Annotated in this window: 16 protein-coding genes; all 16 read left to right on the top strand. The window is 57.0% G+C overall.

Features of this window, described 5'->3' with window-relative positions; translation table 11 throughout:
* Window positions 1–79 precede the first annotated feature (79 nt).
* On the top strand, window positions 80–1,777 hold the full coding sequence (locus tag ACFFIY_RS11600; RefSeq protein ID WP_354195007.1) for a GGDEF domain-containing protein: 1,698 nt from the start codon (window positions 80–82) through the stop codon (window positions 1,775–1,777).
* Window positions 1,778–1,796: 19 nt separating this feature from the next.
* Window positions 1,797–3,506 carry a GGDEF domain-containing protein gene (locus tag ACFFIY_RS11595; RefSeq protein ID WP_354195009.1) on the top strand — a complete coding sequence of 570 codons (1,710 nt, stop codon included), beginning with the start codon at window positions 1,797–1,799 and terminating at the stop codon, window positions 3,504–3,506.
* A gap of 109 nt (window positions 3,507–3,615) precedes the next feature.
* On the top strand, window positions 3,616–4,047 hold the full coding sequence (locus ACFFIY_RS11590; RefSeq protein WP_354195011.1) for a type IV pilus modification PilV family protein: 432 nt from the start codon (window positions 3,616–3,618) through the stop codon (window positions 4,045–4,047).
* The gene (locus ACFFIY_RS11585) at window positions 4,032–4,526 is read left to right on the top strand and encodes a prepilin-type N-terminal cleavage/methylation domain-containing protein (RefSeq protein WP_354195013.1); all 495 of its coding nucleotides are present in this window, start codon (window positions 4,032–4,034) and stop codon (window positions 4,524–4,526) included. The genes ACFFIY_RS11590 and ACFFIY_RS11585 overlap by 16 nt, the downstream gene beginning before the upstream one ends.
* A 9-nt stretch (window positions 4,527–4,535) precedes the next feature.
* On the top strand, window positions 4,536–5,939 hold the full coding sequence (locus tag ACFFIY_RS11580) for a DUF7305 domain-containing protein (protein ID WP_354195015.1): 1,404 nt from the start codon (window positions 4,536–4,538) through the stop codon (window positions 5,937–5,939).
* A gap of 21 nt (window positions 5,940–5,960) precedes the next feature.
* Window positions 5,961–6,857 (top strand): hypothetical protein, encoded by an 897-nt coding sequence (locus tag ACFFIY_RS11575; RefSeq protein ID WP_354195017.1) that lies wholly within the window; start codon window positions 5,961–5,963, stop codon window positions 6,855–6,857.
* Window positions 6,844–8,430 (top strand): VanW family protein, encoded by a 1,587-nt coding sequence (locus ACFFIY_RS11570; RefSeq protein ID WP_354195019.1) that lies wholly within the window; start codon window positions 6,844–6,846, stop codon window positions 8,428–8,430. The genes ACFFIY_RS11575 and ACFFIY_RS11570 overlap by 14 nt, the downstream gene beginning before the upstream one ends.
* A 30-nt stretch (window positions 8,431–8,460) precedes the next feature.
* Window positions 8,461–10,116 (top strand): GspE/PulE family protein, encoded by a 1,656-nt coding sequence (locus ACFFIY_RS11565; protein WP_354195021.1) that lies wholly within the window; start codon window positions 8,461–8,463, stop codon window positions 10,114–10,116.
* A gap of 12 nt (window positions 10,117–10,128) precedes the next feature.
* On the top strand, window positions 10,129–11,169 hold the full coding sequence (locus ACFFIY_RS11560; protein ID WP_354195023.1) for a type IV pilus twitching motility protein PilT: 1,041 nt from the start codon (window positions 10,129–10,131) through the stop codon (window positions 11,167–11,169).
* Window positions 11,169–12,374, top strand: a complete 1,206-nt coding sequence (locus tag ACFFIY_RS11555; RefSeq protein WP_354195025.1) for a type II secretion system F family protein — start codon at window positions 11,169–11,171, stop codon at window positions 12,372–12,374. The genes ACFFIY_RS11560 and ACFFIY_RS11555 overlap by 1 nt, the downstream gene beginning before the upstream one ends.
* Window positions 12,375–12,503: 129 nt before the next feature.
* Window positions 12,504–12,947, top strand: a complete 444-nt coding sequence (locus ACFFIY_RS11550) for a prepilin-type N-terminal cleavage/methylation domain-containing protein (protein WP_354195027.1) — start codon at window positions 12,504–12,506, stop codon at window positions 12,945–12,947.
* A 29-nt stretch (window positions 12,948–12,976) separates the two neighbouring features.
* On the top strand, window positions 12,977–13,891 hold the full coding sequence (gene pilM, locus ACFFIY_RS11545) for a type IV pilus biogenesis protein PilM (protein WP_354195029.1): 915 nt from the start codon (window positions 12,977–12,979) through the stop codon (window positions 13,889–13,891).
* Window positions 13,892–13,893: 2 nt separating this feature from the next.
* The gene (locus ACFFIY_RS11540) at window positions 13,894–14,706 is read left to right on the top strand and encodes a PilN domain-containing protein (RefSeq protein ID WP_354195031.1); all 813 of its coding nucleotides are present in this window, start codon (window positions 13,894–13,896) and stop codon (window positions 14,704–14,706) included.
* On the top strand, window positions 14,703–15,386 hold the full coding sequence (locus ACFFIY_RS11535) for a type II secretion system protein M (RefSeq protein ID WP_354195033.1): 684 nt from the start codon (window positions 14,703–14,705) through the stop codon (window positions 15,384–15,386). The genes ACFFIY_RS11540 and ACFFIY_RS11535 overlap by 4 nt, the downstream gene beginning before the upstream one ends.
* Complete coding sequence (locus tag ACFFIY_RS11530) at window positions 15,383–16,138, top strand: prepilin peptidase (protein ID WP_354195035.1); 756 nt, start codon at window positions 15,383–15,385, stop codon at window positions 16,136–16,138. Before ACFFIY_RS11535 ends, ACFFIY_RS11530 begins: the two co-directional genes overlap by 4 nt.
* An 86-nt stretch (window positions 16,139–16,224) precedes the next feature.
* Window positions 16,225–16,893, top strand: coding sequence for a hypothetical protein (locus ACFFIY_RS11525; protein ID WP_354195037.1), 669 nt, complete (start codon window positions 16,225–16,227; stop codon window positions 16,891–16,893).
* Window positions 16,894–16,904 lie beyond the last annotated feature (11 nt).

Below are 16,904 nucleotides of genomic sequence, written 5' to 3'. Positions count from 1 at the left end.
AGACAGAACCGGCGGAATTTGGTAGAGTTGAAGGACAGTGGATTCAATTTTCTGATCAGGAAAAAGGAAGTGATGCCGGATGATTGATCCGAAACGCCGGATGAAAACCGCCATATTCATCATCTGGCTTCTCGTCGTGCCGGCCGGCTTCGCCTGGCTTGTCGTCAACCGGCCGGTGCTGTCGCCCGACTGGCCCGAATTTATCGCCATCACGGTCCTGGCAATGGCAGCCGTTTACTTCCCGGTGATCCGGAACGGGATCCCGCTCCTCCTCGCAGGATGGCTGACGATCCCGATGTTCTTCGGGCACGGGGTGCTCGCGGAAGCCGCCATCATGCAGGCGGCGCTCCTTGCGGCAATCCCGCTGAACCGGAGCGCGCCGGATCCCGTTCACCGGTTTTTCTTCAACTCGCTCATGTTCTTTCTCCTGTCCATCGCGTCTGCAGGTGCGTTCCGGCTGGCGGGCGGTGAAATCGGCACGACCGGGCTGTTCACGCTCATCCTGCCGGCCGTCGCCTATACGGCCGTCCACGCGGCTGGGAACACGGTGCTCCTTCATGTCTACCAATATCTGTCGGGAATCCGATTGCCGCTCTGGTCGCAGGTGAACCGGCAGGATGCCCTTACGGCGCTGGCCGTTTTCCCGCTTGCACTCGCCCATTACTATTTGTATGAGCAGATCGGCCACTGGAGCCTGCCGCTCCTCGCCGTCCCGTTTTTCGCGGTGACGCTGCTCGTCCGGCTGTACGACGCATCCGAACGCGTGAACACGATGCTGATGAAAACGGTCAGCCTTGGCCACGAACTGTCGGGCAAGCTCACCCAGCCGGAGGTGCTGGACTTGTTCGCAGAGCGCGTATCGGCCCTTCTGCCGGTCGACTATCTGTATATATTTGACGTCCGCAACGGCCGAGTCGAACCGCTGAAAGTGAAGGAAGAAGGCCGGTTCGTCGACATCCGGCTCCAAAAAGACGTCCCCGAAGAAGGCATCGGGGGAATGATCTACCGGTCTGAAAAAGGCCGGATGTTCGGCAGCCAGTCGGAATGGTCCGTCTATGCAAACGACTATTACCCAGAGGAAGCCGAAAGCCTCATCGGCGTCCACATCGTCCGGAACAAAAAAGTCGAGGGGATCCTCGGCGTCATGTCCAAGCGCAAAAACGCCTACGAGGAATACCAGCTGCGCATCCTCGAACTGCTCGGCTCTTATCTGGCGGTCGCGCTGGACAAGGCCCGTCACGTCCAGCAGACCGTAAAGGAAAGCGAGCGGTGCGGACTGACCGGACTGTATAATTACCGCTACATGGAAAAGGCGATCCGCCAGCATGTTGAGCAGGTGAACAGCGGCGAACTCGGACGGATGTCACTCCTCATGCTCGACATCGACCACTTCAAGCATGTGAACGATTCGTACGGCCATCAGGCGGGCAATGAAATCCTCGTGGAGTTCGCCGGGCTGATCGGACGCGCCGCCGACCCGGTGTGGACGGTGGCCCGCTACGGCGGCGAGGAATTCGTCATGCTCATGCCGGATCTGCCAAAAGACGAGGCATTCAACTATGCGGAAGAACTCCGGCGGGCGGTCGGCAGCCATCCGTTCTGCATCCGGGGAGAAGACGGGGAAGACATCCGCATTCCGGTCACCGTCAGCATCGGCATCTCCGCAGCGCCCGACGACGGGGAAGATCCGATGTCGATCGTCCGCAACGCCGACCGGGCGCTCTACACGGGTGCCAAACAGGAAGGACGCAACAAAGTGGCGGTTTACACCGGCTGACAAAAAGGGGGGGGACAGGGTGACCATCAGTAAACGGGAACGGATTCTGCTGCCGGCAGCCTGGCTGCTCATCGTGCCGCCGGGCCTGTTGTTTATCATGGCCAACGGCGGGTTCAATCTGTCGCCGGATGAATGGCTCACGGTCGGCGGCCTGGCGCTTGTCGCCCTGGTGACGTCCCTTTATCCGCTTTCATTCCAGAACATCACCGTGTCCTTCCAAGAATGGCTGCTCATCGCGATTTTCCTGCAGTTCGGACTCGGTCCGGAAGTCGCGGTGTCGCAGATCATCACCATTTCAACAATCATCGCCGTCAAAGGAACCCTGCCGTCATTCCACCGGTTCACACTCAACTCGCTCATCTTCTTCGCAAGCTCGGTCATCTCGGCGGCGGCCTTTTACGCGGCCGGCGGAAAGACGGGCATGCTTGATCCTGCTTCTGTGCTCGGATTCGGCGCGCTCTACTCAATCGTCTATCTGCTCGTGAACCATCTGTGCCTGTTCGTGGATTCCAGGCTGTCGAGCCGGCCGTACCAGTTCCGGTCGATCGAGACATTCTGGGACTTCGCCTCGCTGCTCGTCATCTTCCCGCTCGGGATAGCCGCCTATTTCATGGAAATGAAATACGGGCTTTACGGAATCCTGCCGCTCGCCGTCCCGTTTTTCATCGCACTCGTTTTTGCGACCAAGTACAACACGACCGAATGGATCAACCGGCGGCTGTCCAAGGCATCCGAAATCGGCTACGAACTGGCTGACCGGCTGTCGCAGGGCGAGCTGGTGGAACTGTTCACGAAACGACTGCAGGAAATGGAGGAAGCGGACGCCGTCTACGTCGTCGAATCGGCGGGCGGCCGGCTCGTCACGGTGAGCGCCTATGAAGACGGGCGGTACACTTCCGTTCCGAGGCTGTTCTCAATCTCTTCGGAAGGGGCACGAGGAGCCGGCCTCAACCGGTCCGCCGTCCGCATGTACAACACCGTCAAGGAGTGGCAGCGGGAACTGCCGATCCGGATGCCGGACTGGATGGAAAGCGTCATGACCGCGCCGATCCGCCGCGATGAGGGGCTGACCGGCTGGGTGATCGTCGCCTCCCAGCGCCGACACGCATTCAGCCGGGAAGACCGGCCGATCCTCGAACTCATCTGCACCCACTTCCGCGTCTCCCTCGACAAAGCGAGGATCCATGAGACCGCGCTCACCGAAAGCGAACGGTGCGCACTCACCGGCCTGTATAACTTCCGGTGGTTTGAAAAGGAACTGAACTACCAGATGTCGCTCGTCGGCGGCGGAGCGCTCAGCCGGCTGTCGCTCATCATGCTCGACATCGACCGCTTCAAGAGCCTCAACGACACATACGGACACCAGAGCGGCAACGACATCCTGAGAGGGCTCGCCGGAATCCTAGAACGCGAATCCACGGGGAAAGGGCGGGTTGCCCGGTTCGGCGGTGAGGAATTCGTCATCCTGCTGCCGGGCTGGCTGAAGGACGAAACCGCGGCCTTTGCCGAACATCTTCGCAGATATATTGAACAATCGGTCTTTGAAGTCAGCCCGGATCTCGGGCCGGACATCAGGCCGACATTCGTCTCCATCACCGTGTCGATCGGCGTCGCCACTGCCCCCGACGACACGGACGAACCGCTGGGGCTCCTCCGAAACGCCGACCGCGCACTCTACGTCGGCGGCAAACAGGCAGGCCGGAACCGGGTGGGTGTGTACAGCACCTGACCGCGTCCCGGCCTTTTTGTGTTTCGGCTGCCGAAACAGGGAAAAGGAAAATGACAAACGATGTCGAATCTATCATAATGATGAGAGATTAAGAGGAGCGATGGGCCGGATGAAGAAAAATCACATCAACGAAGACGGTCTTTCACTGGTTGAAGTCATTGCTTCACTTGCACTGATCTCCATCATCATCATGGGCGTGATGGCGTTTTTCACCACCGCCGTCAAAACGAATGACACGTCGGAAACCCTGCTGGACGCCTCTTACGTGAACCAGCGGTATATGGAGGAAATCTATCAGCTTGCCGACCACACAAAAGACAGCGAGAGAAGCGCCGAACTCGGCAGAGCGGGGTGGACGAAGGAAAACTCCGGCGGCGAACGATACATACGGGAGGCCTCCGGCTATTACCTTGAGCTGACCATCACGGGTGCCCAGCCCGACTCCACGCTCAAAAATATTCTTTTGAAAGTTTACAGGGACCCACAACATAAGAGGCTCGCCTCGCAGATGGAGACGAAAAGACAATGGGAACCAAAATAAAAAATGAACGAGGAATGACACTCGTGGAACTGCTCGCCGCCCTCGTGCTCGTCTCGCTCGTCGTTGTCCTGATCAACACCGTGTTCGTATTCACCCAGCGCAATGCAGATTCGCTTTCCTCGGAAACCGATGTCCAGGCGAACTTGCTGCTCGGGATGAAAGTCCTGACGAAAGATATCCGTTCCACAGATATGGATCAGGTGGTTGTCGAAAAAAACAAACTGATCCTCGCAGGAACGGAATACACAGCCAAGGACGGCCGTTTGCTGAAAAACGGACAAACGGTCGCGGAAGACATTACATCGTTTGAGACCTGCCGTCCTCCTAGAAACGAAGTTTACAGTGAGGATCAGCTTGCCTGCAGGCCAATCGATACAGGAGATGCCGATAAGCAACGGGTGATTGTTATTCTTGAAGGACCGCCGAATCGGTCCGGAGAAAAACGGAGACTGGCCACAATGATCAACATGGAAAGGTAGGGGAGTGCGATGCGGCAATACCTAAATGATAAAGGGTATGCACTCGTCCTCGTCCTGCTATTTGTCACGATTATTTCACTCACGATGGCGGGACTCTCTCTAAAGATGACCAACGACTTAAAGCAGACTGACAAGGAACAGGATTCCCAAGGAGCTTATTATGTTGCGGAGGGCGGCGTAGCGGATGTAATGCAGATGATTTCAGACCGAATTGAAGATATTGCTGAGTCTCAAAAAAGCGCTTCCGGTTTTTACAATCAGTTTGAGAAAGAGTTTATAAAGACCCAAAAGGTTGACGGCTTTTCTAAAAATAACGGCGAATCACCATTTGCCTATGTAACGATATCTAAAGCGGTCGGGAGCCCTCAGGGTCAATATCAAATTGAATCAATAGGTGAAATTGGTTCACGAAAGCGTACCGTCGCTGGCGCTTTTAAAATTGAATTCAAAGAAGGAAGCGGCGGTATCACCCTTCCACCGGGCATGGGCATATACGCCAAGCAAAAGATTGACTTGAATAATAATGCAGTCATTAACGGCGATGCCATTTTAAGCGGCAATATAAGCGGTGGGCTATCAATGGGGAATAATTCAGAAATCAATGGGACTGCTTATGTGCAAAGCGATAAAGTGGTCGATCGAGGCAATAAAGCGAAGGTCCAAAAGGTGATAGTTGGAAACCTGAGCGTCCCCGATTATCAATTGCCCGTTTTCCCGGCAAAGCCAAATATCCCCGCAACTAAGAACCTTACCATCTCTGGTAATAAGACTGAGCTGATCAATGGTGACCTGGCAGGTTACAACAATGTCAAACTTGAAAATAATGCGGTACTTACGTTTAACACGGGGAATCAGGACACGACCATTGTGATGAACGACTTGGACATTTCTAATAGTGGCGTCTTGAAAATTAACGGCACCGGCAAAGTGTCGATCTACTTGACTGGGGGTCTATCACTGAACAACAATTCGGTGATTGAAGGAAAACAAACAAAAAACCTTACAATCTATATCGGGCCTTCGGGTAGAAAAAATAATCCAAGAGAAATAAAGTTTGGAAATAATTCAATTGTCACCGCTTCATTGTATGCTTCTGATGCAAACATAGAGTTTTCAAACAATGCCAGCATAGTAGGAGTGGTGGTGACTGGCGGAAAGTCCGTCAGGTTTTCCAACAACTCCACAGCTGACAGTCAGGATCAATCGACTTTAATTTATGCTCCTAAAGCGGTTGTAGAGGTGAATAATAATGCCGTCCTGTACGGTTCTATTGTTTCTCTGAAAACTACATTGGGCAATAACGCAGTGATCACTGCAAAGAAAGTGAACACAGAAGATAATCCCATCTTTTCAGGTGGCAACAACGCACCTGCGCACGCGGAAATAAGTTCGCCCAATATAAAAGAAAAATAAAAGTTGGAAAGGAGGCCCGCCATGCTTGAGTATATATTTCTCGTGATCGCCGCGATCATTGTGTTTCCGGTGCTGTATTACCTGATGACAAAAGGGAAGGCCGGGAAGTCGGTCGTCGTCATGGCGGCCGCCGGGTTCCTCATCGTGCTCGCCGGTGTGTACCTGCAGGACCGGTTTGCGTTTTATTATGCGGTGCTGGCCATGATCGGATTGGCGTTTGCGGCAGGCGTCCTGATCGACAAGCGGATGGGCGATGCCGCGGTCGCGGACGGGATCGAAGAAGTGGTCCGGGAGCCGATCCGTCTCGGCGGAGAACCGGAGGAAGCGGCGTCCCGTGACGAAACGCCGGATATTACGCCGGCAGAAGTCCGTGAAGCCATCCTTCATCAAAACGATGACACAATCGAGCCGATTGAAACCGGAATCCGGGAAGAGCCGGCGCTTGACGACTTGTTTGGTATGAAAGAAATCGTCCTGCCCGGAACGGCGGACATCGTGCACCCTCCGCAGCTTGAGGAAGACGAGCCGGAAAAGGCCAACCCCGCCGAAGTCGTCAAGGCGGCGGGTGACGCGGGACGATACGACTACACGGACGGCCTAGATGTGATCGGAACCGACGAGGCCGGAGAAATCTCCCGCACGAACATCGGTCCGGAAGAGGAAGCGGCAGTCCTCGGCGACGACGATTACATCGATCCATCTGCGCTTGCCCCGGCTTCTGCTCCAGGCGAAGAATCGGACGAGCTGCCCGGTGCGGAGGATCTTGAAATGTGGCTCTCAAGCCGGCCGCTGATCGATGAGGAAACATCGGCAGAACCTGACCCGGAGCCGGCGGATGACCTGTCCGATTACAATCCGTTTGACTTGCTTGAAGACGACGACTTTATCGCGGAGGAGGACGAAGATGGAAAACAATAAACGAACGCTGACCGTCTTCCTCGGCGTCCTCCTTTCGACGGTGTTCTTTTATTTATTTGCCTCCGGCGGCTCGCTGCTCGCGGGAAACTGGCTGTTCCCGTCAAAAGACTTCGGGGACAATACATATATCGGTCCGTATGATGTGTCGGACTTCAAGGAAGCCCAGACGACAAAAGTGCTGGGAAAAGGCGTTCAGGATCTGGAAGGACGCTTTGACGTGGACGTCTATTATCAGGACGCCTCCTTCAAGCTGCCTCCGGAAGCCGTCCTCTACGACGTTCAGGGCACGATCGACCGGGCCAGCACCGGCGAAGAGAACCCGCTTGTCGTCCATGTAAAGGAAGAGGCGGTCCGCACGCTGCTGAATCAGAACTTCGGCATGCTTGACTTTACAGACGATGAAGTGGCGGCGATCACAAGCGGCATCGAACGCCGGCTTCGCAACGGAACGATGCCGGCGAACGTTCAGATCTCCGACTACCTGGACGCCTCCCGCGCGGAGAAGGTGGCGGCTGCCGCCCAGGCCACCTTCTCCGGCATGCCGGTCACCGAAGGCCTCCAAAACGGGCTGGCCGCGATTGAAGGGTACCGCATCGAAGGCGGTTCGTCGGTTTCATTCCTCCGGATGATGGAAGATGCCCATGCCGGCTCGCTTTCTGAAGAAGAGATGACCCGTCTTGCTTCGCTGCTGTATGCAGCCGTGCTGAAGACGAATTTCATCATCGACGAGCGGTCGATCAGCGACCGGCTGCCTGCGGGCGTCCCGGTCGGCTACGAAGCGGCGATCAATCCGTTCACGGAAGTGGACTTCATGTTCACGAATCCGAACGGCACTTCATTCAACGTCGCCACCCAGACGGAAGGGGACAGCGTCACGCTCTCGCTTGAAGGGCTGCCGTTTTTCTATGAATACGACACGAACCTGACGGGAATGGAAAATTACAAGCCTCGAACGATCAAGCAATACAGCGAAAACGTTAAAACGGTCGCTCCGCGGATCGAAGAAGTTGGCGAAGACGGAATCCGGGTGACGGTGCTCAAGCATGTTTACAACGGGCCGATCGAAGAACGGTTTGAAGAAGTGTCGACCGACTTCTACCCGCCTGTCCATCGCATCGAAGTGCACCGGCTGAAGCCGGAAGAGCAGCCTGCGGAATCCGGCGACGGATCCGGAACGAATGAAAGCGGCGGTTCGGTCGGATCCGGGGGAACAACCGGTTCCGGCAATTCCTCGGGTTCTGACGGGAGCGGTTCCGGCTCGGCCGGCAATTCCGGTTCAGGACAAGGCAATAACAATGGCCCGGGGGACAATTCAGGTACCGGCAACTCCGGTTCCGGTAATTCGGGATCCGGAAACTCCGGCTCGGGCAACAATTCCGGCAACCCATCCGGCGGCTCCGGAAACAACAACTCCGGCTCAGGCGGTTCGGGGAATTCCGGCTCAGGCAATGGCTCGGGCTCGGGCGGCGACGGCGGCTCGGGGAATACCGGTTCCGGAAACGGTTCAGGAAACAATAATGGATCCGGCAACAAAGTGGAATACGACAAGGGCGGCAACCCGATCCAGCCTTGACGGGCTGCCCGCCCGGAGGAAGGTGAACCCATGCCCCAGGCACGCAAGAGACTCGGGGACATCCTGATGGAATCGGGATTGATCACGCAGGAGCAGCTCAACAACGTATTGAAAGAAAAATCGAAAGACCAGCGGCTCGGGGATGCGCTCCTTGAACGCGGGCTGATCACAGAGCTGCAGCTGGTCGAGACGCTGGAAATCCAGCTTGGCATCCCGCACGTGAATCTGTACCGCTACCCGTTTGAGCCGCAGATCTTCTCGCTCGTTTCCAAGGAATACGCCAAGCGCAACCTGCTCGTCCCGCTGAAAACCGAAGCGGACAAGCTGTTCGTGGCGATGGTCGACCCGATGGACTACATCGCCATCGAGGATCTCCGTCTGTCGACCGGTTTCACGATCGAGCCGGTGATCGCGTCCAAAGACGACATTCTCCGGACAATCGCGAAATACTATGAGGAATCATTCGATGAACTGTTCCTTGAGACCGAAAAGATGCAGCAGGAGGAAGAAGAGAACCTGACCGACCTGGATTCTCCGGTCGTCCGGCTCGTTAACCAGCTGCTGTCCGCTGCGGTCATCCAGAAGGCGTCGGACATCCATATCGATCCGCAGGAGCACCAGCTGCTCATCCGGTTCCGGATTGACGGCATGCTGCATGACGAACGCGTGCTGCCAAAGCATATGCAGCCGATGATCAATGCTCGGATCAAGATCATGTCGAACCTTGACATCACCGAGCACCGGGTCCCGCAGGACGGGCGGATCAAGACGAACGTCGACTTCCGGCCGATCGACCTCCGGGTGTCGACCTTGCCGACGGTGTACGGGGAAAAGATCGTCATGCGGATCCTCGACTTGAGCAGCACGCTCTCCGACCTGAATCATCTCGGCTTCAACCGGATTAATCTCGAACGGTTCATGAGGGAGATTACAAAGCCGAGCGGCATCGTCCTCATTTCCGGCCCGACCGGCTCGGGAAAATCGTCGACGCTTTATGCGGCGCTCAACAAGCTGAACCGCGAAGAAGTGAACATCGTCACGGTCGAGGACCCGGTCGAGTACCAGCTCGAGGGGATCAATCAGGTGCAGGTGAACCCGAACGTCGGCATGACGTTCGCGGCCGGCCTGCGCTCGATCCTCCGGCAGGACCCGGACATCGTCATGGTCGGGGAGATCCGGGATGCCGAAACCGCGGAAATCGCGGTCCGGGCGTCGCTCACCGGCCACGTCGTTCTCAGCACGATCCATACGAACGATTCGATCGCGACGATCACCCGCCTGCTCGACATGGGCGTCGAGCCGTTCCTCGTCACGGCATCCCTCAACGCGGTCGTCGCACAACGCTTGCTGCGGCGGGTGTGCCGAGACTGCAAAGTGGAAGAACCGGCAACCGCAAGGGAAAAGGAAATCGCCGCCAAGCGCGGCATCAAGATCGAAACCGTCATGCGAGGGAAAGGCTGCCCGTCCTGCAATATGACCGGCTACCGCGGGCGGATAGCGATCCATGAAGTGCTCATCATGGACGAAGCGATGAGGAGCGCGATCAACAGCGGGGCGGGTGTCTCGAAGCTGCGGGAAATCGCGATCCGCAACAAAACAATCTTCCTGCTCGATGACGGACTACTGAAAGTAAAACAAGGCATCACGACGACGGAGGAAGTGTTCCGCGTCGCGATGCTCGATTAAGGGGGCGATCCAATGAAACCGACGATCGACGCACTGCTGACGGCCGCTTTCCAGCTCAAGGCGTCCGACGTTCACCTGACGGTCGGCGTGCCGCCCGTTTTCCGGATCCACGGGGACCTGAAGCGGTACGGGAAAGAGACGAACACGCCGCAGTTCACGGCGGATGTGGCCAAGGCGGTCATCCCCGAGAAGCTGTATGATGATTTTCTTCAAAATGGCGAACTGGACTTTTCCTATTCGGTGCCGGGGGTGTCCCGGTTCCGGGTGAACGCCTATCACCAGCGCGGTTCGGTGTCGCTTGCGTTCCGGACGATCCCGACGAAGATCATGAGCGTCGAGGAACTCGGCATGCCGGACACGCTGAAGCGCCTTGCCGAAACGCCGCAGGGCATGATCCTCGTGACCGGTCCGACCGGCTCGGGGAAATCTACGACGCTCGCCGCGATGATCCGACATATCAACGAAACGATGCGCAAGCACATCATCACGCTGGAAGACCCGATCGAGTTCGTCCACAACCACGGCACCTCGATCATCGACCAGCGGGAAGTCGGATTCGATACGGAATCCTTCGCAAACGGGCTGCGCGCCGCACTCCGTCAGGATCCGGATGTCATCCTCGTCGGGGAGATGCGAGACCTGGAAACGATTTCGATTGCGATCACGGCCGCAGAGACCGGCCACCTCGTGTTCGGGACGCTTCACACGTGGAGCGCCGCATCCACGATCGACCGGATCATCGACGTGTTCCCGCCTGCCCAGCAGACGCAGATCCGCGTTCAGCTTGCCGGTGTTTTGACAGCCGTCATTTCACAGCGTCTGTTCAAGACGGCCGACGGAAAAGGAAGGCGTGCCGCCACCGAGATCATGATCAACAATCCGGCGATCGGCAACCTGATCCGGACGGAGAAGATCCACCAGATCCCGAGCACCATCCAGACAAACCGGGCGGCGGGCATGCACACGATGGAATCGTCGATCCAGCACCTCGTTGACACCGGTGCGATTTCCTATGATGTGGCCAAGCCGTATCTTGAAGGAGACGAACACTGATGCCGCGCTTTCAATATGAAGGACGCGACCGCAAGCGCGTGAGGCGCGGCACGATCCAGGCGGACACAAAGCGGGACGCCGTCGTGAAACTGCGCGAGCAGGGCGTCCGCGTGCTCGATCTGAAAGAACTGCCGGAGACGACGCTGACGAAAGAAATTTCGATCGGCAAGCCGGTGAAGCGCGCGCAATTGATCATGTTCCTGCAGCAGTTCTCGACCTTGCTGCGTGCGGGCGTCACGATTGTCGATGCGGTCAATATCTTGTCCCAGCAGGTGGAATCCAAGCCGTTCCGCAGAATCTTGACGGAAATCGACGATGACCTGCGCGCCGGCAGTTCGTTGAGCGACTCGATGGCGAAGCATCCGAAGGCATTCGAGCCGCTGACCTTGAACATGATTGCGGCGGGAGAAGCGTCCGGGAACATCGACGATGCGCTCGACCGGCTGGCGGTCCATTATGAAAAATCGTTTGCGACAAGACAGAAAGTGACGTCAGCGATGGTGTATCCGGTTGTCGTGCTCGTGCTCGCGGCCGGCGTCGTCATTTTCCTCTTGACGACGATCATCCCGATGTTCGTCGACATGTTCGAGAGCCTGGACGCGACACTGCCGCCGATCACGCTGTTCGTGCTCGGGGCGAGCGATTTCATGCGGCATTCGTGGTACATCATCGTCGGGATCGTCGTCTTGATCGTGCTCGGAATTTACATGATGTACCGCAATCCGCAGGGCAAGTATATGCTCGATACGTTTATGCTGCGGATGCCGCTCATCGGCGATCTGATGAAAAAGTCGGCGCTCGCCACGATGACGCGCACGCTCAGTTCGCTGTTTACAAGCTCGGTTCCGATCATCCAGGCCGTTGCCATGGTCGAGAAAGTGATCGACAACGAAGTGATCAAGCGGGTGCTCCGCCAGTCTCGGGACCAGCTGCAGAAAGGGAACTCGATCGCCGGCCCGATGACCGGCCACTGGGCGTTCCCTCCGCTGATCCCGCATATGATCGCCATCGGGGAACAAACCGGCTCGCTCGACAAGATGCTCGCCAAAGTAGCAGATTTTTATGAAAAGGAAGTGGACGCTTCCACAGAGCGTCTGAAATCACTCATCGAGCCGCTCATGATGATCTTCCTCGCGATTATCGTCGGAACCATCGTGCTGGCCATCATGGTACCGATGTTCAGCATGTATGAACAGGTCGGATAATCGTGTAACCATCTTGTAACAATTGACTTCTTATCGTAAAAATATTTTCTATGTATCTATCGAATTTTTTGGGGTATTGGTATAATAGAGTTGTAGAATACTACAAGATTTTCCAAGGAGGAATCAATTATGAGGAATTTCGTCAAAAACAAATTGAAAGAGGAAAAAGGGCTTACACTGATTGAGCTCTTGGCCGTTATTGTCATCCTCGGCATTATCGCAGCGATTGCCATTCCGGCGATTGGGAATATTATTGAGAATAGCCGATACAATGCAGTGAAAGGCGATGCTTTAAATGTGCTGAGCGCTGCCCAAATTTATTACTCTGAAACGAAAACAGACACTGAAGGTGATGTATCGGTCGACAAGCTCAAGACCGATGGCTATCTAGAAACAGCCGGTAAAATTCCTGATACTGCTACAGTATCTAAAGCTAGTCCTAGAAAACTCACTGCAAAAGACGTAAAATATTCAGGTGATAAGACAATAACATTTAACGGTGCTACTACCGACGATATTAACAAAGATGACCAAAAAGGAAGCGCGCCTTCTATTAATGCTATTGGTGGTTAAGTATTATCATTTTTAGGAGCTGATCCCCCATGAATCCATTCCGCCGCAGGCAACGCATCATTTCAATAACCGTTGAGGAAGACGCCATCCGCTTTGCGGAGCTGCGTTCGGCCGATCCGCTCGTCGTCGAGCGGGCGGGCGAGCTGCCGGTTCCGGAGGGGCTGGTGGATGAAGGCAAGGTTGTTGATCGGGCGGCGCTCGAGACGGTGGTGGAGGGGGCGGTTGCGGAGTGGGGGCTGCGGCGCAAGCGCGTGCGGTTCCTCGCACCCGACCAGTATGTCATGATCCGAAAAGTGGAAACCCCGGCCGATGTCCCTGAAGATGAGCTGAAAGGCTACTTCTTCATCGAGATCGGCTCTTCTCTTTATCTGCCGTTCGATGATCCGCTGTTTGATGTCGTTCCGTACGACAGTGGAAGAGAAGAGAAGGAATCGATCATCATTGCGTCGAAAGAAGAGATTATCCGCCAGTACGAAGGCGTGCTGGATGAGGCGAAGGTGAAGCCGGTGGAGTGCGACATTGCCCCGCTTGCGCTATACCGGCTGGCCTACCTCCAGCATGATCTTGATTCCCATGACAATGTGCTGATCGCGGACTTCCGCGGTTCTGAGCTGACCGTGTCAATCTTCCACCGCCATCATCCGCTGTTCATGCGGCCGATCGATTTCAATGACGGCGATGAAGGACTCACCGATGTCGCGTACCGGGAGATCGGGAAGCTGATCAATTTCTATACATACAACATGATGGACGGCCGGGAGTCGGTTGACTGCGTCTTGATCGCAGGGGAATATGGCGGGGCCGGTGAGCTGGCCGCCATGTTCCGCGATCAGATGGGGATCGATGCCGGTCCGCTCATGAAGAAAGCCGTCGAGACGGCGGACGGACGGGCGTTGCCGACCCGTTATGACCGCGTGATCGGCTTGGCGCTGAAAGAGGTGTGAGGATGCTCGTCGATATTAACTTATTGCCCGGACGCGACCGGGGGAGGTCAAAGGCGCTCATCGTGTCGATCGCCATTCTCCTGTCGGCGCTCATTTTCTGGCTGGCCTTCTTCCTCATGGCGAACCGGAACGCCGAAGAGGCCCAGCGCGCGGACGCCCGTGCCGAAGAAATGAGGACCCGGCAGGCGGAACTGCAGTCGCGCCTGGACGGGACGGAGACGATGGCCGACCGGGCGCAGCTCGAAGGGACGGTGGAGTGGGCGGAATCTTACCGGTTCCTGACCGCGCCGCTCATCCGCCATCTCGTATCGCTTTTGCCCGTCCGCGGCTTCATCACGGAATTTACATACACCGGCCCGCACACGGCCGAGTTGAGTGTGCAGTTTGATACATATGAACAGGCGGCGCATTACCTCGCCCGCCTGAAAGCCGCGACGATGGTCGAAGCGGCGACGATGAACGAAGTGACCGCCGATCCACTTGAGGAAGAAACGGACGAAGAAGGCAATCCGGTCGACCGCAACGAGGTGCTCGTGCCGCGCTACATTGCCGCCTATACGATTGATTTCGTCGATCCGCGAGACGATGCGGCGGGCACGGCAGAAGAGCCGGCGGACGGCGAACCGGCGGACGACACCGGGGAAGCGGATGAAACGAATGTCGATGTCGACACGGACGTGGACGTCAATGTCAATAACCAGGGAGAAGAGACGGACACTGGGAACCCGGCAGATACGGAAACCGGCGACGACCCCGCCGGCGACACGACTGCCGATGAGTCCGGCTCCGGCAATGAAGGGGGCGACGGCCAGTGAACCGGCTCAATCTGAACCGCAAAGAGACGATTCTTATCGTCCTGTCGGTCCTGTTCTTCATTTCGCTCCTGCTGTATTCTTATTTCCTCCTGTTTAAACCGGCGCATGAGCTGCGGCAGCAGGCCCAGCAGAACCTGCAGACAGAGCGGCAGGTTCTGTCGACGCTCCAGCAGCAAGCGGCGGGGAAAACCGACCGCGAGCCGGCGAGTTCGCTTCCGCTGCAACGGAAAGTCCCGGTCGAGCCGGTCGAGGAGATGATCCTGCTCCAGCTCGGCAAAGCGGAGACCGTTTCCGGCACGGAGATCGAAAACGTCGCCTTCACAACCGGCGAGATGCTCATCGACAATCCGCCGGAGGGAGTCGAGAATGTGAACGAACTGCTGACGACGGTGTCGATCTTGTCGCCCGACTACGAAGGCGTCGCCGCGTTCATCGAGGAGATCGAGCGGCTGGAGCGCGTGACGGTGCTGGATTCGGCGACGTTCACCGGTCCTGCCGAAAAGACCGAGGAAGCGGACGAGGATGAACCGATCTCGCTTGAAGTGACGTTCTCCTCATTCTACCGCCCCGATCTCGAAACGCTGAAAGGCGAAGTGCCGAAAGTGGCCGCGCCGCCTGCTTCGCTGAAGGAAGACCCGTTCCCGTTCGAGGACAACACGGAACAGGGGGCCGGAGAATGACGTGGCTCTGGGCGGTGCTGTTTTTCATCTACGGCCTCGTGTTCGGCTCGTTTTTCAATGTGGTCGGGCTAAGAGTGCCAAACGGTGAGTCGGTTGTCCGTCCGCCGTCGCACTGCCCGAAGTGCAACCGGCGGCTGACGGCAGCCGACCTCGTCCCGTTTTTTTCGTTTGTTTTCCTGAAGGGCAAGTGCCGGTCATGCGGCTCGAAAATCCACTGGGTGTACCCGGTGATGGAGCTGCTGACGGGTGTTGCGTTTGCCCTTTCTTATCTAAAATTCGGTTTTTCCGGCGAACTCGTCGTCGCCCTCCTGTTCATGTCGCTTCTCGTCACGATCACGGTGTCGGACCTCGCCTATATGCTCATTCCCGACAAATTCCTGCTGTTTTTCGGCATTCCGCTCCTGCTGCTGCGCATCGCCCTGCCGCTCCATCCGTGGTGGGATGGCCCAGCGGCGGCGGTCGTGCTGCCGGCGGTGCTGCTGCTGACGGCGATCTTGTCGAAGGGCGGGATGGGCGGCGGCGACATCAAGCTGTACGTTGTGATCGGGCTCGTGCTCGGCCTGGCCGATTCGTTCCTGTCGCTGTTTCTGGCGGCGCTCGTCGGCACCGTTGCCGGATTCATCCACCTGAAGCGGCAGGGGAAGGGACGCGGGACGCCGATCCCGTTCGGGCCGTGGATCGCACTCGGAGCGTCAATTGCTTATCTGTACGGCGACCGGATTGTCGGCTCGTATGTAAACCTGTTCTTTTAACCCGATAAATTTTGAGGACAAGACGACACGCGTCTTGTCCTTTTTCACGTCCCGAATGGTAAATTCGCCTGTAAAGGGGTGTTGTCATGCGGTTCAAAAAGAAATATTCCACAGGCGCGCTTGCGATGGCGGTGTTCCACGGATTTCTGATGGGGATCGGCGGCGTGCTTTTGTTCGGGTTCATCGTCATGTCGGGGGACGGCATCGGCAGCAAGGCGAAGGAGGGGGACGGGACCGTGCCGGTGGATGCGCCTGCGGACGGCCAGAAGGCGGACGGGGGCAAAAACGAGGAAGGGGCCGGGGAGCCGACCGCGAACCGCAAAACGGCGTTCTTCGCCGTCCAGCACGGCGTGTTCTCGACCGGGGAATCGGCGCAGTCGTTCATCGCGGCAAACGGGAATCTTCGCAACGCGGCGATCTTCCCGGTGGACGGCCAGTTTTATCTTTGGTCGTCCGTCCACCTCACCGATTCGGAGGCGAAGGATGCGCTCACGGCGGACACATTCGTCAAGCCGTTCACGCTGGACGCGGCCGCCTGCCCGGCCGACGGGGACGGGAAACTGCCGGTTTTGCTTGCGGGGAAGGAACTGGCAAGTTTGAAATTTGAAGACCCCGCCCAAAAGGCCGGTCTGCCGAAGGACTGGGACCAGAATATCGGCGCCGTTGCGCAGATTTCCGATGAAATGTCGGTGATCCGGCTGCAGCTGATCGGGCATTATTTGCCGAATTCCGGGTGCCTCAAAATTGAATTTTGAAGCCATTTTCG

The sequence above is a fragment of the Bhargavaea ullalensis genome (genome assembly GCF_042432615.1).
In the GTDB taxonomy this organism is placed as follows: Bacteria; Bacillota; Bacilli; order Bacillales_A; family Planococcaceae; genus Bhargavaea; species Bhargavaea ullalensis.
Note: the sequence above shows the minus strand (reverse complement) of the source record. Positions and strands in the feature narration are given on the sequence as shown.

Coding starts and splice junctions, on each gene's coding strand:
- ACFFIY_RS11580 (WP_354195015.1), top strand. CDS start 4,536: ATGCGGCAATACCTAAATGATAAAGGGTATGCACTCGTCCTCGTCCTG.
- ACFFIY_RS11550 (WP_354195027.1), top strand. CDS start 12,504: ATGAGGAATTTCGTCAAAAACAAATTGAAAGAGGAAAAAGGGCTTACA.
- ACFFIY_RS11575 (WP_354195017.1), top strand. CDS start 5,961: ATGCTTGAGTATATATTTCTCGTGATCGCCGCGATCATTGTGTTTCCG.
- ACFFIY_RS11585 (WP_354195013.1), top strand. CDS start 4,032: ATGGGAACCAAAATAAAAAATGAACGAGGAATGACACTCGTGGAACTG.
- pilM (WP_354195029.1), top strand. CDS start 12,977: ATGAATCCATTCCGCCGCAGGCAACGCATCATTTCAATAACCGTTGAG.
- ACFFIY_RS11540 (WP_354195031.1), top strand. CDS start 13,894: ATGCTCGTCGATATTAACTTATTGCCCGGACGCGACCGGGGGAGGTCA.
- ACFFIY_RS11530 (WP_354195035.1), top strand. CDS start 15,383: ATGACGTGGCTCTGGGCGGTGCTGTTTTTCATCTACGGCCTCGTGTTC.
- ACFFIY_RS11555 (WP_354195025.1), top strand. CDS start 11,169: ATGCCGCGCTTTCAATATGAAGGACGCGACCGCAAGCGCGTGAGGCGC.
- ACFFIY_RS11565 (WP_354195021.1), top strand. CDS start 8,461: ATGCCCCAGGCACGCAAGAGACTCGGGGACATCCTGATGGAATCGGGA.
- ACFFIY_RS11560 (WP_354195023.1), top strand. CDS start 10,129: ATGAAACCGACGATCGACGCACTGCTGACGGCCGCTTTCCAGCTCAAG.
- ACFFIY_RS11590 (WP_354195011.1), top strand. CDS start 3,616: ATGAAGAAAAATCACATCAACGAAGACGGTCTTTCACTGGTTGAAGTC.
- ACFFIY_RS11600 (WP_354195007.1), top strand. CDS start 80: ATGATTGATCCGAAACGCCGGATGAAAACCGCCATATTCATCATCTGG.
- ACFFIY_RS11570 (WP_354195019.1), top strand. CDS start 6,844: ATGGAAAACAATAAACGAACGCTGACCGTCTTCCTCGGCGTCCTCCTT.
- ACFFIY_RS11525 (WP_354195037.1), top strand. CDS start 16,225: ATGCGGTTCAAAAAGAAATATTCCACAGGCGCGCTTGCGATGGCGGTG.